The sequence below is a fragment of the Mesorhizobium sp. f-mel genome (genome assembly GCF_053850215.1).
Map to the genome: position 1 here is coordinate 1 of NZ_JBSPTO010000016.1, position 14,496 is coordinate 14,496.

A 14,496-nucleotide genomic window follows, 5' to 3' on the forward strand; every position below is an offset into this window, starting at 1 on the left:
CGAAGCCACGCTGACAGACTACCTTCGCGATCCCAAGGCCAAGATCAAAGGTACGAAGATGGCGTTTCCCGGCCTCAAGAAGGACGAGGATATCGCCAACGTCATCGCCTATCTGAAGCAATTCTCCAAATAACCCGGTTTTTCCGCAGAAATAACCCGGTTCTTCCCCATGAAGTAACCCTGTTCTTCCCCGGAAATAACGCGACTTCGCCGGCCGTTCGAAACTGCGTTCGGCCGGCGCCCGCCTGGTGGTTGGCGCCGGTCAGGCGGCGTCTTGCAGCCTGCGCATCGCGGAAGGCAGGTCGAACAGGTTATCGCAAACGAGATCGGCGCCAAGCTCTTCAACCGGAATTTGGGTGTAGCCGCCACGCAGCAGAATGATGGGCATGCCGGCGGCGCGCGCGGCAGCCACGTCGGCGCCGCTGTCTCCGACCATCAGCGCGTCACGAGGTTCGACCTGAAGCTGGTCGAGCGCGAGCAGCAGAGCGTCGGGCGCCGGTTTCAGGTATGTCACCGCGTCTCCGCCAACGATCGCGCCAAGGTGTTCCGTCAGCCCAAAATGCAGCAGGATTTCGCGAGCCGCCAACTGCGGCTTGTTGGTCACCACGCCCATGGCTATTCCGCTCAAGTGGAAGTGGGTGAGAACCTCCCGGACGCCAGGCATCAGCGTCGTCAGGCCGGTGAGATGTCTGCGGTAGATCGGCGCCATGACGCGGTTGGCCTCGTCAAGCGCGCTGCCGAGGAGCGGCGTACCGGAAGCGGTGAAGGCTCGCTCGACCAGTTTCCTGACGCCGCCGCCGATCATGGCCTTAACCTGTTCCAGGCGCAGCGGCGGCAGATCGCGGCCGGCCAGCAACTCGTTGACTGCGGCCGTTATATCAGGCGCCGAATCGACCAGCGTGCCGTCGAGATCGAACAGGATCGCTTTCGACGATCGAAACCGCCTACCCAGGCCGACGTTCATGCGGCGTCCTTCCACTTGATCGAGCAGCCGATCGAAGCGATCTGGTCGAGCGGCCCGTCGCCGGTTCGGGCAATTTGCTTCATCGCCTCGAACAGGTCGCGTCTCAACCCGGGCGGTCCGGCGTCGCGTCGCGCTGCGTCCAGCCGGCCGCGATATTGCAGCGTCAACTCGCTGTTGAGCCCGAAGAAATCCGGAGTGCAAACGGCTCCATAGCCACGCGCCACGGTCTGGCGCTCGTCGTGGAGGTAGGGGAAAGTGAAGCCGTTCGTCCTGGCGAAGAGCTTCATGTTGTCGAAGGAATCATCCGGATAGGCGTCGGCATCGTTGGAATTGATCGCGACAAAGCCGATGCCTTCGGGCTTGAGATCGTTGGCATCGCGGACGACGCGTGAAATCACCGCCTTCACATAAGGGCAGTGGTTGCAGATGAAGGCTACGACCAGCCCGTTCGGGCCGGCGTGGCTGAAGATCGAGTGCGATTTGCCGTCGATGCCGGGCAAAACGGCATCGATGGCTTGCCAGCCGAAATCGCAGACAGGTGGGATCGCCCCCATGTTGCCCTCCGATGAAATGGTTTTACGCGGCTTTCCGGATCGCCCCGTCGGCTGCCTGTCTGATGGCGCCGATATTGGCGCGATAGGCAGCCTCGGTGCCACCCTTGAAAATGGCCGAGCCGGCAACCAGCACATTGGCGCCGGCCGCGGTGACCAGGGGCGCGGTTTCGGGCGTGACGCCGCCGTCGATCTCGATGTCGATCGGGCGGTTGCCGATCAGTGCCTTGATCCGCCTGACCTTGTCGACGACCGCCGGAATGAAAGCCTGGCCGCCGAAACCCGGATTGACTGTCATCAGAAGCACCAGATCGAGCCGGTCGAGCACATATTCGATGACACTTTCCGGCGTCGACGGGTTCAGCGATACGCCGGCCTTCTTGCCAAGATTCCTGATCGCCTGCAGCGAACGATCGAGATGCGGCCCGGCCTCGGCATGAACCGTGATGATGTCGCAGCCGGCATCGGCGAAGGCGGCGAGATATGCATCGGCCGGCGCGATCATCAGATGGCAGTCGAAGATCTTGTCCGTTCGGTCGCGGATCGCCTTGATCACCGGCGGGCCGAAGGTGATGTTGGGCACGAAATGGCCGTCCATCACGTCGAGATGGATCCAGTCGGCACCCGCCCGGACGACCGTTTCGACCTCGTCGCCGAGCCGCGAGAAATCCGCAGAAAGCACCGAGGGCGCGATGATTGTCTTAGTACCCATGGTCGTCGGCTCCCATTCTGTCTACCGTTTCCGGTCGCTGCACACCAACCGGCGTCATCTTGTCAGCGCGCCTTCGTCTCCGGTTCGCCTTCGAGCTTACCTTCCGCGAACACGCGGCTGCCGCGAATATCGGATTCTTCAATGGTGATAAGGTCGGTTTTCGTCAACGCCCGGTCGCGCGACGCGAAAAGCCGGTTGGCCTGGCGAAGCCGCGCCCGGTCGAGCCCATTGCGGACCGAGCGGGCGTTGGAGAAATGCGGCAGCCGCATGCGTATCGGGAGATACTCCTCGAGCGCCTTGGCCGCCGCCTCGCTGAGACGGTAATTCTGTTCCGCCAGCATGATCTCGGCGATCGATTTGAGTTCGCTGACGCCGTAGTCGGGAAAATCTAGGTGGTGGGCGATGCGCGAGCGCATGCCGGGATTGCTGTCGAAGAAGCGGTCCATCTTGTTCTTGTAACCGGCAAGAATCACGACCAGGTCGTCACGGTTGTTTTCCATGCATTGCAGCAGGATTTCGATCGATTCCTGGCCGTAGTCGCGTTCGTTCTCGGGCTTGTAGAGATAGTAGGCCTCGTCGATGAAAAGCACCCCGCCCATGGCGCGCTTGATCACTTCGCGGGTTTTGGGCGCGGTGTGGCCGACATACTGGCCGACGAGATCGTCTCGCGTCACCGCGACCATATGGCCTTCGCGGACATAGCCGAGACGATGCAGGATTTCGGCCATCCTGAGCGCCACGGTGGTCTTCCCGGTGCCGGGATTTCCCGTAAAGTTCATGTGCAGCGTCGGCGCGCCCGAGGTCAGGCCGAATTTGCGGCGAAGCCGGTCGACCAGGAGCAGCGCCGCGATCTCGCGGATGCGGGTCTTGATGGGCTTCAGGCCAACGAGTTCGCGGTCGAGCTTGTCCATCACCTCGTCGATGTTAGACGCCTCGAACTCGGCCTGCAGATCAACCGATTCGTCCTGCGCGGCAGCGCCCTTTGCTATCGCGTCCAGCATGGTTTCGGCTAGCTCCGCTCGCCTTCGGGCCTGTCGGTCGCATAAGGCACGATCGAATAACCCTGGCTGCGGCCGTCGCGCTCCTGGCGCAGCAGCCGGAACCCGGGTTCGTTGGGCGGCCGGTTGACGATGAACGACATGCGTGGCGCTTCCCAGCCCTTGGTCGAATCGAAGGCGGTGACCCGGACATACATGTTGGGCATGGCTTTCCGGCAGCTGTTGACTTCAAGCAGGATGCCCGCCGGGTCCTTCAGGTCGAACATCGGGTTGCCGTACATTTCCCAATAGGTGTTTCGCGGATGCGGATCGTCCGTGTACTCGACGCTGACCGCCCAGTGGTTTTTTAGCGCGTATTTGATCTGCGCCGAAATCTGCTCATCGGTCAGGTCGGGCAGGAACGAAAACTGTCCCTGCGTGACCTTGTTTCCCGGATTGGTCATCATGGCGACGGTTCCTTTCGTCTAGAAGCTGGGCGTTGCGGTTGGCACGAAGTCGGCCGTGTCGGTCGATTCGTAGTTGAAGGTGACGTCCTTCCAGGTCTCCAGGGCCGCCTTCAGCGGCGTGCACCATCTGGCCGCCTGTTCGAGGATTTTGGTCCCTTCGCGCAGATAGTCGCGGCCCTCGTTGCGGGCGAGGATCATCGCCTCCAACGCGACGCGATTGGCCGTCGCGCCGGCCTGGATGCCGTCCGGATGGCCGATCGTGCCGCCGCCGAACTGCAGGATGACGTCCTCGCCGAGATAATGGATCAGCTGGTGCATCTGGCCGGCATGGATGCCGCCCGAGGCAACGGGCATCACCTTGTTGAGCGAGGCCCACTCCTGATCGAAGAACAGCCCGGTTTCGAGGTTCTGCGGCGTGCGCTCCTCGCGCAGCGTGTCATAAAAACCCTTGATCATCAGCGGGTCGCCTTCCAGCTTGCCGACCACGGTGCCGGCATGGATGTGATCGACGCCGGCCATCCGCATCCATTTGCAGATGACGCGAAAATTCATGCCGTGGTTCTTCTGGCGCGAATAGGTCGAGTTGCCGGCGCGGTGCAGGTGCAGGATCATGTCGTTGCGGCGTGCCCATTTGGCCATCGACTGGATCGCCGTGTAGCCAATGACGAGGTCGATCATGATGATGCAGGAGCCAAGCTGTTTTGCGAATTCGGCGCGCTCGTACATCTCCTCCATCGTGCCGGCGGTGACGTTGAGATAATGGCCCTTGACTTCGCCGGTAGCGGCCGAGGCCTTGTTCACAGCCTCCATGCAGTAGAGGAAGCGGTCGCGCCAGTGCATGAAGGGCTGCGAGTTGATGTTCTCGTCGTCCTTGACGAAGTCGAGGCCACCCTTCAGCGCCTCGTAGACGACGCGGCCGTAGTTGCGGCCTGACAGGCCAAGCTTCGGCTTCGTCGTCGCGCCGAGCAGCGGCCGGCCGAACTTGTCGAGCCGCTCGCGTTCCACCACGATGCCGGTCGCCGGGCCCTGGAAGGTTTTGAGGTAAGCCACCGGGATGCGCATGTCCTCGAGCCGCAAGGCCTTGACTGCCTTGAAGCCGAACACGTTGCCGATGATCGATGCAGTCAGGTTGGCGATTGAGCCCGGCTCGAACAGGTCGAGGTCGTAGGCGATGTAGGCGAAGTACTGTTGCTCGGTCTTGGTGCCGGGACCTGTGTTCGGCACCGGCTCGGATCTGAACGCCTTGGCGCGGTAGAGCTCGCAGGCGGTCAGCCTGTCGGTCCACACCACGGTCCATGTCGCGGTAGAGGATTCACCGGCGATGGCGGCGGCCGCCTCCTCGTGGTCGACGCCGGGCTGCGGCGTGATCCGAAACATGGCGATCAGGTCGGTTTCCTTGGGCCGGTAGTCCGGCTCCCAGTAACCCATCTTCTTGTAGGGTATGACGCCCGACTTGTAGCGCTCCTTGCCTTCCTTGAGGGTGCCTGCTGACGGCATGTCGATCTTGTTCATAACAGGTCTCCTGTTTGCCGCTCAGGCGGCTTTCGCGGTTGCGATTTGCGGGTCGAGCTTTCCCGCGGCGTAACGTTTGGCCATCTCGTCCATGGCGATAACCCTGATCTTCGAGGCGTTGCCCGCTGTGCCGAAGCGTTCGAAGCGATCGCGGCAAAGATCGCGCAAGGCGTCCATGGCGGGTTTCAGGAATTTGCGCGGATCGAATTCGCGCGGGTCCTCCGTAGCGATGCGGCGGAACTGCCCGGCCATGGCCATGCGGCAATCGGTGTCGATGTTGACCTTGCGCACGCCGTAGCGGATGCCGCGCTCGATCTCTTCGACCGGAACGCCAAAGGTCTGGGGCATCTCGCCGCCATATTTGTTGATGATGTCCTGTAGTTCCTGCGGCACCGAGGAAGAACCATGCATGACCAGATGCGTGTTGGGCAGCTTTTCGTGGATCGCCTCGATCACCTGCATAGCCAGGATGCCGCCGTCCGGCTTGCGGCTGAATTTGTAGGCGCCATGCGAAGTGCCGCAGGCGATCGCCAGCGCGTCGACCTGGGTGGCGGTGACAAAGTCGACCGCCTGATCGGGATCGGTCAAAAGCTGGTCGTGGGAAAGCGCACCTTCGGCGCCATGGCCATCCTCGGCCTCGCCCTGGCCGGTTTCCAGCGAGCCGAGCACGCCGAGCTCGCCTTCGACGGAAGCGCCGACCCAATGCGCCATGCGTGCGACACGTTCGGTGATGGCGACGTTGTAATCGTAGCTCGCCGGCGTCTTGGCGTCCGCCATCAATGACCCGTCCATCATCACCGAGGTGAAGCCGTGGCGGATCGCCGAAAGGCAGGTGGCTTCGTTGTTGCCGTGATCCTGATGGATGCATAGCGGAATGGCCGGATGCATTTCGGTCAACGCCTCCATCATCTTGGCCAGCATGATGTCGTTGGCATAGGAGCGGGCGCCGCGCGACGCCTGGATAATGACCGGCGCGTCGCAGGCCTTGGCCGCCTCCATGATGGCGAGGCCCTGTTCCATGTTGTTGATGTTGAATGCGGGCACGCCATAGCCGTGCTCGGCGGCATGGTCGAGAAGCTGGCGAAGGGTGATGCGGGCCATTATCGGGTCCTCCTAGATGATGAGCTTCAGCGTCGCTGCGGCGACGGCTTCGGGCGTGATGTCGAAATGCCGGTAGAGATCCGGGGCAGGGGCGCTGGCGCCGAAACCGGCCATGCCGACGAAAGCGCCGGTGTCGCCGATCCAGCGATCCCAGCCGAGCCGCGCCGCGGCTTCGATGGCAATGCGCGGCGCCGAGCCGAGGACGGCCTTGCGGTAGTCCGCATCCTGTTCCTCGAAGAGCTCCCAGCATGGCATCGAGACGACCGCGGCGGCGATGCGGTGTTCGGTTTCCAGCCGTTCGGCGGCGGCAACGGCAATCTCGACCTCCGAGCCGGTGGCGATCAGGGTCACGGCGCGGTGCTCGGCTGGCTCGCGCAGGATGTAGGCGCCCTGGCTCGACCGGTTCTCGTCGCTGTGTGGCTCGTCGCTGTGTGCTTGGCGCAGCATCGGCAGGTTCTGGCGCGAGAGCACCAGCACGCTCGGCCGGTTCTTGCTCTTCAGCGCCAGTTCCCAGCACTCCGCCGTTTCGATGATGTCGGCCGGCCGGAAGACGTTGAGGTTCGGCGTCGCCCGTAGCATCGCCAGGTGCTCGACCGGCTGGTGGGTCGGGCCGTCCTCGCCGAGCCCGATGGAATCATGCGTCATCACATAGATAACGCGCTGGCCCATGAGCGCCGAGAGCCGCATCGCGCCGCGCGCATAGTCGGCGAAACACAGGAACGTGCCGCCATAAGGCACGAAGCCGCCATGCAGCGCGATTCCGTTCATGGCCGCGGCCATGCCGTGCTCACGGATGCCGTAGTGAATGTAACGGCCGGCATAGTCATCCGGCGCTATGCGATCCATGCCCTTGGTGATCGTCAGGTTCGAATGCGTCAGATCGGCGGAGCCGCCGACTGTCAGGTCGGTCGCGGCGTTGATTGCGCCGAGCGCCATTTCGGAGGCTTTTCGCGTTGCAACCTTGGTCGCCTTCTCGACATGCTCCTTGCGGAAAGCGCCGAGCGCTTCGAAGACCGTGTCGGGCAGGTTGCCGGCGACCGCGCTCTCGAGGGCCTGGCGCTGAGGCGAGGCGGCAAGCCGCTGCTCCCAGGCGCGCCGCGCCGCTTGCCCGCGCTCGGCAATCTCGCGCCAGGCGAACAGGATGTCGTCCGGCACCTCGAACGGCGCGTAGGCCCAGCCGATGTTTTCGCGCGTCGCGGCGATCTCTGCATCGCCCAGCGGTGCGCCATGTGTCTTTTCCGAGCCGCCCAGATTGGGCGCGCCCTTGCCGATTACCGTGCGGCAGGCGATCAGCGACGGCCGGTCAGACTGCTGCGCCGCTTCGATTGCCGCTCCAACAGCTTCCGTGTCGTGGCCGTCCACCGATTGGACATGCCATCCGGCGGCTTTGAACCGGGCCGCCTGGTCCATCGATGTCGACAGCGAAGTCGGTCCGTCGATCGAAATCGAATTGTCGTCCCAGAAGACGATCAGCCGGGAGAGCTTCAGGTGACCGGCAAGGTCGATCGCCTCATGGCTGATGCCTTCCTGCAGGCAGCCGTCGCCGGCGATCACATAGGTGAAATGGTCGACGAGATCGGCGCCGTGGCGGGCAGCAAGCATGCGTTCGGCCAGCGCCATGCCGACGGCGGTCGAAACGCCTTGTCCAAGCGGACCGGTCGTCGTCTCGATGCCAAGCGCATGGCCATATTCCGGATGTCCGGCGGTACGGCTGCCCAGCTGACGAAACCGCTGCAATTCCTCGATCGGCATGTCGTCGTAGCCGAGCAGGAAATGCAGCGCATATTGCAGCATCGAGCCGTGCCCGGCCGAAAGCACGAAGCGGTCGCGATCGGGCCAGTCGGGCGCCGACGGATCGATATTTATGAAGCGGCTGAACAGTACCGTCGCCACATCGGCCATGCCCATCGGCATGCCAGGATGACCGGAATTGGCCTTTTGGACGCTGTCCATCGCCAGTGCCCGAATGGCATTCGCCATGTCGCGCTCCGAGACGGCGGCGACGGGTTTCAATGCTGCTGCTTGGCTGTTCATGGCGTCCTCCTCACGACACACGGTTCTTGCGTTCGATCAATTGCAGGATGAGCGGCGTCAGGATCAGCTGCATGGCAAGGTCGAGCTTGTTGCCTGGTACCACTATGGAATTCGGCCGCGACATGAACGAGTCGTGGATCATCGAAAGCAGGTAGGGGAAATCGATGCCGCGGGGGTTGGCGAAGCGGATCACCAGCATCGATTCGTCGGGCGTCGGAATCCAGCGCGCGATGAATGGGTTGGACGTGTCGACGATCGGCACGCGCTGGAAGTTGATGGCGGTCTGCGAGAACTGCGGGACGATGTAGCGGACATAGTCCGGCATGCGGCGCAGGATCACGTCCATCACCGCCTCGGTGGAATAGCCGCGCGTTGCCCGGTCGCGATGGATCTTCTGGATCCATTCGAGATTTATGACCGGCACCACGCCGATCTTGAGGTCAGCGTGCCTGGCCAGGTTGATCTTGTCGGTGACGACGCAGCCATGCAGGCCCTCGTAGAAGAGCAGATCGCTCGGCGGGAATTCGCGCCATTCGGTAAATTGTCCCGGCGGCGTGCCGTACTGCTTCTCCTCGTCTTCGTCATGGATGTAGGTGCGGGTCTTTCCGGTTCCCCGGCGGCCATATTCCTCAAACACCTCTTCGAGGATTCCGAGTTCGTTGGCCGCGGCATTGAAGTGGGTGAAGTTCGGATTGCCCGCCTTCTCCTCCTCGGCCACCTTCACCTTCATCGTGGCACGGTCGTAGCGGTGGAAAGCGTCGCCCTCGATGAAGGCGGCCTCGATATTCTCGCGCCGGAAGATCAGATCGAAGATGCGCTTGACCGAGGTGGTGCCTGCGCCCGACGACCCGGTGATGGTGATGATGGGGTGCTTTGCCGACATGATGCTCAAGCCCTGAACAGGCCGCGGCGGCTGAACAGCGGCGCACGCTCGCCGATGGCGCTGGGCTCGGTGTGATAGCGGGTGATGCGCGCGACTTCCCGCGCCGATCCGAACACCACGGGGACGCGCTGGTGCAAGCTCTCGGGTTCGATTTCGAGGATGCGGGTGATCGTATCGGTAGCGGCACCGGCCGCCTGTTCGATGAGATAGGCAATCGGGTTGGCCTCGTAGACGAGGCGCAGCCGTCCCTGGCGATAACCCTTGCGCTTGTCGCCTGGATACAGGAATACGCCGCCGCGCATCAATATGCGATAGCAGTCGGCGACCAGGGAGGCGATCCAGCGCATGTTGAACTCCTTCTCTCGTGGGCCTTCGGTGCCTTCGAGGCAGTCGTCGATGTAGAGCCGCACTGCCTCGTCCCAATGCCGGTAGTTGGCGGCGTTGATGGCGAACTCCTGGGTGCGCTGCGGGATGATCCGGCTCTCGTAGGCCTGGACGAAGGTGCCGAGCCTGGTCGAGAGGACGAAGACATGCGTACCGCTGCCGAGCGACAGAACCAGCGCCAGCTGCGGCCCGTAGATGAAGAAACCGGCACCCAGCTGGTTCACGCCTGCCTGCAAAAAAGAGGCGGCCGGATTTTCGTCCGGCGCGCCAGTTGCAGGGAGGAGCGAGAAGATCGTTCCGATCGACACGTTGGTGTCGATGTTGGAGGAGCCGTCGAGCGGGTCGATGGCGATGGCGAGAGGCGCTTGCCTGTCGAGCAGGACCGGCTGCTCCAGTTCCTCGGAGGCGTAGAGCGCGACCGGAGCGTGGCGCATGGCGTCGAGGAAGATGTCGTCGGCGAAGATGTCGAGATCCTTCTGGATGTCGCCATCGGCATTGGCGCCGCGGGTCCCGGCAAAGGCGGTGCCAAGCACCCCTTGATTGATGGTGTTGCGGATATTGGTAGCGGCCTGCGTCAGCTGGCGGACAGTCGCCACCACCGCGGAGCGCAGCTCGTCCGGCGGGCCGAGATAGGAATTCAGAAAAGCATCGAGCGTTGCCGCTGGCATCGTAACCTCCCGATCCAGCCGCCTCTCCTCGGGTCGGCCGGACAGGGGAATGAGAACAAACACCACCGGATAAGTAAAATTCAATAACTTTACTTCTACACTAAAAAAATTTTAGTGTGTCGCATGAGAAACCTCACGCTCAAGCAATTCAAGACAGTTCAGGCAATCATCAGCCATGGAAAAATCGTCAGCGCGGCCAAGGCGTTAGGCCTGTCTCCTCCAGCGCTGACGATCCAATTGCGGCAAGTCGAGGAGGAGTTCCAACTGGCCTTGTTCGACCGGACGTCGGACGGCATGCGTCCCACTGCCGCAGGTCTGGCCTTCGTCGAGACGGCGCAGGCGATCGAAGAGCGGCTTCGCCTGCTCGAAGACAGGATGGATGCGATCAAGGGCGTGCGCATCGGCAGCTTGAGGCTGGGCGTCGTTTCCACCGCCAAATATTTCGCGCCGCGGCTCATGGCCGGCTTCATGAAGGAGCATCCCGACATCGACATGCGGCTTGCCATCGGCAACCGCGCCGAAACGATCGACAGTCTGAAGAACCACGACATCGACATCGCGCTGATGGGACGCCCGGCGAAGGAAGTCCCGGTCCGTGCCTCGGTCTTCGGCGATCACCCGCTGGTCATCATCGCGCCGCCCGACCACCCGCTGGCCTCGGCACGCGAGATATCCAAGGAGCGGATCGCCGAGGAGCATTTCCTCATTCGCGAGCCCGGCTCCGGCACGCGCATCTCGCTGGAGATATTCCTAAGCGACGTGCCCGGCCGCATCGACGATCTCGGCGTCGAGATGGACTCGAACGAGACGATCAAGCAGGCGGTGATGGCCGGGCTCGGCATTGCCTTCATCTCTGCCCACACCATCGCCGCCGAAACCGAAGCCGGCCGGCTGGTCATCCTCGACGTTGTCGGCATGCCGATCCGCCGGCAATGGTTTTCGGTGATGCGCAGCGATCACGCGATCTCGCCTGCCATGGCGACGTTCCACGACTTCCTGATGCGCAAAGGCGCGATGTACCTGCCCCTGTTCGGCAAGCTCTATCCGCACGAAGAACCGAACACTAGAGGTCGCGCGAGTTAGGGCGCGCGGCCCCAGGGCAAACCCTTCAGACAAACGATGGCCCTCGTCGCTCTCAAGTTACGTTTGACCTTTACATCGGCCCCACGGACGCGAGCTCTCGGCCAGCAGCACGCAGGCTGCCGTCTGCAGGACGGGTCAGTGCATTGGCGTCGGCTCGCAGGTGCACGTCGGTCTCGGACGACACCGTCACCTCATCGCCGGACCGCGAGAACGCGTAGAGCGGGCCGCGGTGGCCCGGCATCGAAAAGGCCACGGAATCGCCGTCGGCAAGGCCCATGACGACGCGCTGCGGATCGCCGCCGATCTTCGGCGCGAAGGTGGCGGTGACCTCCAGGAGGTCGCCCTCGGCCGGGACGTAATAGACGACCATGTCGAGGTGTCCCTCGTGCAGGCTGCCGCCTTCGATCGGGCGTCCTATGGTGGCTTCCTCGGCAAATGCCGGGGCGGCAAGAAACAGCGCGGCCAAAACCGAGGCGCTCAGGGTTTTGCGGATCATCTCGTATCTCCTTCTTTTTAGATTGCGTTCGAACTCTATAGAGGTTAGATTACGAATGCAATCTAAAAATGAAAAATAATGATGCCTGTGAGGCGCTGCGGAAATCCGCGAAACCGTGATCAATGTGGCAAGCGGGCTTTTTCGGGAGCGCGGCTTTGACGGCATCGGCCTTAGGTGCCGGGCTGACCCAGGGCGCGTTCTACAAGCAGTTCGCCTCCAAGGACGATCTGGCGGTGCAGGCATCGAGGCGGGCGATGGAGAGCGCCACCCGCCGGTGGTCTCGCGGACCGTCAACGACGAGCGCTGTCGAAGCGGTTCCTGCAAGCGGCCGCTGAGAGCGTGCTAATGGGGTCGTCTGCGGGCGATGCCCGGCATGGCCACGGGCTAGCGTACCCGCGGTTACGATGCGGCCGCCGACTGCGCTTCTGCTAGCCTACAATTGGTTCGGCAACAGCTTCTTCGAGGCCAGTTGCCGCTTGGGCGGCAAGACCGCGGGCTGCTGCTTGTGAATCGTAGAATTCCTCGAGGGCATAGACCTTGCCCCATCGCAGGGTGAACACGTGGAGACCGCTGTTGACGTAGGACGCGTCGCCGTTGAGCAGCGTCGCGGTGCCGTCCCACTGGGCGAACACGGTGGTATGCCACGGCCAGCCCTTCACCCAGACGTGGTTGACCGTAAGATGGAGATTGGGCAGGACGCGGCCGAGGCGCTCAAACCATCGGCGCACGGCTTCTTTGTCGTGGCGCTCACCACCAAGCGCATGGGTGCCGGAAACGCGGTGATGGACATGCGGCACGAGTGCTTTCACCGCCTCATCCCAGCGATGTTTGTTGACGTGGTCGAAGCTCTCCCGGATCGATTTCTCGACAAAATAACTGTATAGCATTTGACCTCTCCTCCAAATTTTCGATGGCGTGATCGCGGGCACCCGTGCGCAGCCAAATTGGATTGCGTTCGCACTCTATATCTGCTATAGATGTCGAACGCAAGCTAATTTAGGAGATGACGATGCGTGTGAGTCGCATTCAGGCGGCGGAAAACCGCGAAACCGTGATCAATGTGGCAAGCCGGCTTTTTCGGGAGCGCGGGTTTGACGGCATCGGCCTTAAGGACCTGATGGAGGCTGCGGGGCTGACCCAGGGCGCGTTTTACAAGCAGTTCGCATCCAAGGACGATCTGGCGGCGCAGGCGTCCAGGCGGGCGATGGAGAGCGCCACACTCCGGTGGTCAGCCGCGACTGCGGCCAATCCTGAGGATCCGCTTGGCGCGGTGATCGCGTTCTACCTCAGTATGGACCATCGCGGAGAAAGGATGGACGGCTGCCCGATTGTCGCGCTCGGTTCGGATGCTGCCAGACAGGGCAGCGACGTGAAAGCGTCGTTCGAAGCCGGGATCAGGGAGCATCTCGAAATCCTCGGTAATTGGGTTGGCGACGGCGAGGAGCCCAGTGGCAAGGCCATGGCCATTCTCTCGACCATGGTCGGCGCGGTAGTCCTCTCGCGGGCTGTCAACGACGAGCGGCTGTCGAAGCGGTTCCTGCAAGCGGCGGCCGAGAGCGTGCTGATTGCGTCGTCTGCGGGCGATGCCCAGCAAGGACCGCGCCAATGACGATGGATTCTGCGAGCGAAGCGCGCAGCGCGACAGGCTCAATCGCCGAGCTGGCGGACTGCACCGGGCTCGAGCTCGTTGCGAGGCTGGCGGACGGCAGCATCCGCTGCGGAAGCGCAGAGCTGCCGGTAAGGACCCACAGCCGGACCGAACCATTCGACGCGTCGGCGATAGGCTGCGGGCCGCTGCTTCTCATATCCATCAAGTCTGATGTCGTGGGCGATTACTGCGAGCTGGAATTCGCGCAGACGCATGCGCTCGAAACGCCTGGTGGCTTTGAGATGTGCTGGCAGCCGCCTTCCCAGGCCGCCTAGTCCGACTTGCCGAGAGCCTTCAGAATAAAGCGAATCTGCTCGCGCAGGCCCGCTTCGGTGTCTTCGCCGTGTTGAACGCTGTGCTCGATCAGAATCGGGTGGAAGAACGGCGTGAACGCGGTCTTGATCGCACGCGCCGCTTCCGCGGGATCTTCGACGATGAATTCGCCCGCTTCGATGCCCTCGCGGATGATCGCCTCGAAGATTGTCACCATCCCCTCGATATGCGCTTTGATGATCGCCGAGTTCGCCTGCATGGCGTCGACAATCATGTCGTGCATGCGCTTTTCCTTGATCAGTTTCGTCTTGTTGTGGTGGTGAATAGCGGTCAGGAGTCGGTCGAGTTTTTCCGAGGCTGTCGCGTTCGTGCATGCGATCGCAAAGGCGATCTCAGCGACCTCGTTCACGACACGTCCATAGATGGACTCGTTGATCGCACCCTTGGAGGCGAAGAAACGGTAGACGTTCGCCGGGCTCATGCCGATCTCGGAGGCGATGTCGGCCACCGACGTCTTGTGGTGGCCGATGCGGCGGAAGTGCTCCTCCGCGACCTCCAGGATGCGTGCGCGCATCTCGTCGGGATCAGTTCGCGTTCGGACCGGACGATTCATAAATGTCTCCAGAACTGATGACTGCCGGGCTCGCCCTGGACGATCATCTGTAAGCGGCAAGATCGTGCAGCTTGCCCTGCGCATGTTCAGGCAAAGGCCAGCGGACGAGAACTTGAACCGCCTCCTCCGG

At 62.6% G+C, this 14,496-nt stretch carries 17 protein-coding genes and 1 pseudogene; 5 read left to right on the top strand and 13 right to left on the bottom strand.

Annotated features, from left to right (window positions below):
* A partial coding sequence (locus ACWUKX_RS19325; RefSeq protein WP_456008564.1) for a c-type cytochrome occupies window positions 1-133 on the top strand: 133 nt, incomplete at its 5' end.
* A 129-nt stretch (window positions 134-262) separates the two neighbouring features.
* On the opposite strand, the gene gph is transcribed toward ACWUKX_RS19325, so the two are convergent.
* The 10 genes from gph to ACWUKX_RS19375 all read right to left on the bottom strand — a co-directional run bounded on the left by gph (window position 263) and on the right by ACWUKX_RS19375 (window position 10,253).
* The gene (gene gph, locus ACWUKX_RS19330) at window positions 263-964 is read right to left on the bottom strand and encodes a phosphoglycolate phosphatase (RefSeq protein WP_456008462.1); all 702 of its coding nucleotides are present in this window, start codon (window positions 962-964) and stop codon (window positions 263-265) included.
* The gene (locus tag ACWUKX_RS19335; RefSeq protein ID WP_456008464.1) at window positions 961-1,518 is read right to left on the bottom strand and encodes a thioredoxin family protein; all 558 of its coding nucleotides are present in this window, start codon (window positions 1,516-1,518) and stop codon (window positions 961-963) included. The genes gph and ACWUKX_RS19335 overlap by 4 nt, the downstream gene beginning before the upstream one ends.
* A gap of 22 nt (window positions 1,519-1,540) precedes the next feature.
* Window positions 1,541-2,227: a ribulose-phosphate 3-epimerase gene (rpe, locus tag ACWUKX_RS19340; protein ID WP_065010917.1), complete on the bottom strand. Its 687-nt coding sequence runs from the start codon at window positions 2,225-2,227 to the stop codon at window positions 1,541-1,543.
* Between the two features lie 62 nt (window positions 2,228-2,289).
* Window positions 2,290-3,228 (bottom strand): CbbX protein, encoded by a 939-nt coding sequence (gene cbbX / locus ACWUKX_RS19345; RefSeq protein WP_095518892.1) that lies wholly within the window; start codon window positions 3,226-3,228, stop codon window positions 2,290-2,292.
* An 8-nt stretch (window positions 3,229-3,236) separates the two neighbouring features.
* Window positions 3,237-3,671, bottom strand: coding sequence for a ribulose bisphosphate carboxylase small subunit (locus ACWUKX_RS19350; protein WP_065010919.1), 435 nt, complete (start codon window positions 3,669-3,671; stop codon window positions 3,237-3,239).
* Between the two features lie 18 nt (window positions 3,672-3,689).
* Window positions 3,690-5,183, bottom strand: a complete 1,494-nt coding sequence (locus ACWUKX_RS19355) for a ribulose-bisphosphate carboxylase large subunit (protein WP_127209844.1) — start codon at window positions 5,181-5,183, stop codon at window positions 3,690-3,692.
* A 21-nt stretch (window positions 5,184-5,204) separates the two neighbouring features.
* Window positions 5,205-6,284: a class II fructose-bisphosphate aldolase gene (gene fba / locus ACWUKX_RS19360; protein ID WP_128341945.1), complete on the bottom strand. Its 1,080-nt coding sequence runs from the start codon at window positions 6,282-6,284 to the stop codon at window positions 5,205-5,207.
* Between the two features lie 12 nt (window positions 6,285-6,296).
* Window positions 6,297-8,318, bottom strand: coding sequence for a transketolase (gene tkt / locus ACWUKX_RS19365; protein WP_456008465.1), 2,022 nt, complete (start codon window positions 8,316-8,318; stop codon window positions 6,297-6,299).
* A gap of 10 nt (window positions 8,319-8,328) precedes the next feature.
* Window positions 8,329-9,201, bottom strand: a complete 873-nt coding sequence (locus ACWUKX_RS19370; protein ID WP_065010922.1) for a phosphoribulokinase — start codon at window positions 9,199-9,201, stop codon at window positions 8,329-8,331.
* A 5-nt stretch (window positions 9,202-9,206) separates the two neighbouring features.
* The gene (locus tag ACWUKX_RS19375; protein WP_029350350.1) at window positions 9,207-10,253 is read right to left on the bottom strand and encodes a class 1 fructose-bisphosphatase; all 1,047 of its coding nucleotides are present in this window, start codon (window positions 10,251-10,253) and stop codon (window positions 9,207-9,209) included.
* A gap of 123 nt (window positions 10,254-10,376) precedes the next feature.
* Here ACWUKX_RS19375 and ACWUKX_RS19380 point away from each other — a divergent pair, with 123 nt between their 5' ends.
* Window positions 10,377-11,336 (top strand): LysR family transcriptional regulator, encoded by a 960-nt coding sequence (locus tag ACWUKX_RS19380; protein ID WP_127209840.1) that lies wholly within the window; start codon window positions 10,377-10,379, stop codon window positions 11,334-11,336.
* Between the two features lie 70 nt (window positions 11,337-11,406).
* Here the strand turns inward: ACWUKX_RS19380 and ACWUKX_RS19385 are convergent, their stop codons facing one another.
* The gene (locus tag ACWUKX_RS19385; protein ID WP_456008466.1) at window positions 11,407-11,832 is read right to left on the bottom strand and encodes a hypothetical protein; all 426 of its coding nucleotides are present in this window, start codon (window positions 11,830-11,832) and stop codon (window positions 11,407-11,409) included.
* 103 nt (window positions 11,833-11,935) lie between these two features.
* Here ACWUKX_RS19385 and ACWUKX_RS19390 point away from each other — a divergent pair.
* A pseudogene (locus ACWUKX_RS19390) lies at window positions 11,936-12,149 on the top strand (TetR/AcrR family transcriptional regulator); the annotation flags it as partial.
* 111 nt (window positions 12,150-12,260) lie between these two features.
* Here ACWUKX_RS19390 and ACWUKX_RS19395 read toward each other — a convergent pair.
* The gene (locus ACWUKX_RS19395) at window positions 12,261-12,719 is read right to left on the bottom strand and encodes a nuclear transport factor 2 family protein (protein ID WP_455837749.1); all 459 of its coding nucleotides are present in this window, start codon (window positions 12,717-12,719) and stop codon (window positions 12,261-12,263) included.
* A 122-nt stretch (window positions 12,720-12,841) separates the two neighbouring features.
* Between ACWUKX_RS19395 and ACWUKX_RS19400 the strand changes: the two genes are divergently transcribed.
* Window positions 12,842-13,441 carry a TetR/AcrR family transcriptional regulator gene (locus ACWUKX_RS19400; protein WP_456008468.1) on the top strand — a complete coding sequence of 200 codons (600 nt, stop codon included), beginning with the start codon at window positions 12,842-12,844 and terminating at the stop codon, window positions 13,439-13,441.
* Window positions 13,438-13,755 (top strand): hypothetical protein, encoded by a 318-nt coding sequence (locus ACWUKX_RS19405; protein WP_456008469.1) that lies wholly within the window; start codon window positions 13,438-13,440, stop codon window positions 13,753-13,755. The genes ACWUKX_RS19400 and ACWUKX_RS19405 overlap by 4 nt, the downstream gene beginning before the upstream one ends.
* Here the strand turns inward: ACWUKX_RS19405 and ACWUKX_RS19410 are convergent.
* A complete protein-coding gene (locus ACWUKX_RS19410; protein WP_455837747.1) occupies window positions 13,752-14,366 on the bottom strand; it encodes a TetR family transcriptional regulator in 615 nt (204 codons plus the stop codon). The genes ACWUKX_RS19405 and ACWUKX_RS19410 overlap by 4 nt on opposite strands.
* Window positions 14,367-14,496 lie beyond the last annotated feature (130 nt).

What these genes read in the sequence shown, in the direction of transcription:
- gph (WP_456008462.1), bottom strand. Translation starts at nt 964, where the DNA reads ATGAACGTCGGCCTGGGTAGGCGGTTTCGATCGTCGAAAGCGATCCTG.
- ACWUKX_RS19335 (WP_456008464.1), bottom strand. Translation starts at nt 1,518, where the DNA reads ATGGGGGCGATCCCACCTGTCTGCGATTTCGGCTGGCAAGCCATCGAT.
- rpe (WP_065010917.1), bottom strand. Translation starts at nt 2,227, where the DNA reads ATGGGTACTAAGACAATCATCGCGCCCTCGGTGCTTTCTGCGGATTTC.
- cbbX (WP_095518892.1), bottom strand. Translation starts at nt 3,228, where the DNA reads ATGCTGGACGCGATAGCAAAGGGCGCTGCCGCGCAGGACGAATCGGTT.
- ACWUKX_RS19350 (WP_065010919.1), bottom strand. Translation starts at nt 3,671, where the DNA reads ATGATGACCAATCCGGGAAACAAGGTCACGCAGGGACAGTTTTCGTTC.
- ACWUKX_RS19355 (WP_127209844.1), bottom strand. Translation starts at nt 5,183, where the DNA reads ATGAACAAGATCGACATGCCGTCAGCAGGCACCCTCAAGGAAGGCAAG.
- fba (WP_128341945.1), bottom strand. Translation starts at nt 6,284, where the DNA reads ATGGCCCGCATCACCCTTCGCCAGCTTCTCGACCATGCCGCCGAGCAC.
- tkt (WP_456008465.1), bottom strand. Translation starts at nt 8,318, where the DNA reads ATGAACAGCCAAGCAGCAGCATTGAAACCCGTCGCCGCCGTCTCGGAG.
- ACWUKX_RS19370 (WP_065010922.1), bottom strand. Translation starts at nt 9,201, where the DNA reads ATGTCGGCAAAGCACCCCATCATCACCATCACCGGGTCGTCGGGCGCA.
- ACWUKX_RS19375 (WP_029350350.1), bottom strand. Translation starts at nt 10,253, where the DNA reads ATGCCAGCGGCAACGCTCGATGCTTTTCTGAATTCCTATCTCGGCCCG.
- ACWUKX_RS19380 (WP_127209840.1), top strand. Translation starts at nt 10,377, where the DNA reads ATGAGAAACCTCACGCTCAAGCAATTCAAGACAGTTCAGGCAATCATC.
- ACWUKX_RS19385 (WP_456008466.1), bottom strand. Translation starts at nt 11,832, where the DNA reads ATGATCCGCAAAACCCTGAGCGCCTCGGTTTTGGCCGCGCTGTTTCTT.
- ACWUKX_RS19395 (WP_455837749.1), bottom strand. Translation starts at nt 12,719, where the DNA reads ATGCTATACAGTTATTTTGTCGAGAAATCGATCCGGGAGAGCTTCGAC.
- ACWUKX_RS19400 (WP_456008468.1), top strand. Translation starts at nt 12,842, where the DNA reads ATGCGTGTGAGTCGCATTCAGGCGGCGGAAAACCGCGAAACCGTGATC.
- ACWUKX_RS19405 (WP_456008469.1), top strand. Translation starts at nt 13,438, where the DNA reads ATGACGATGGATTCTGCGAGCGAAGCGCGCAGCGCGACAGGCTCAATC.
- ACWUKX_RS19410 (WP_455837747.1), bottom strand. Translation starts at nt 14,366, where the DNA reads ATGAATCGTCCGGTCCGAACGCGAACTGATCCCGACGAGATGCGCGCA.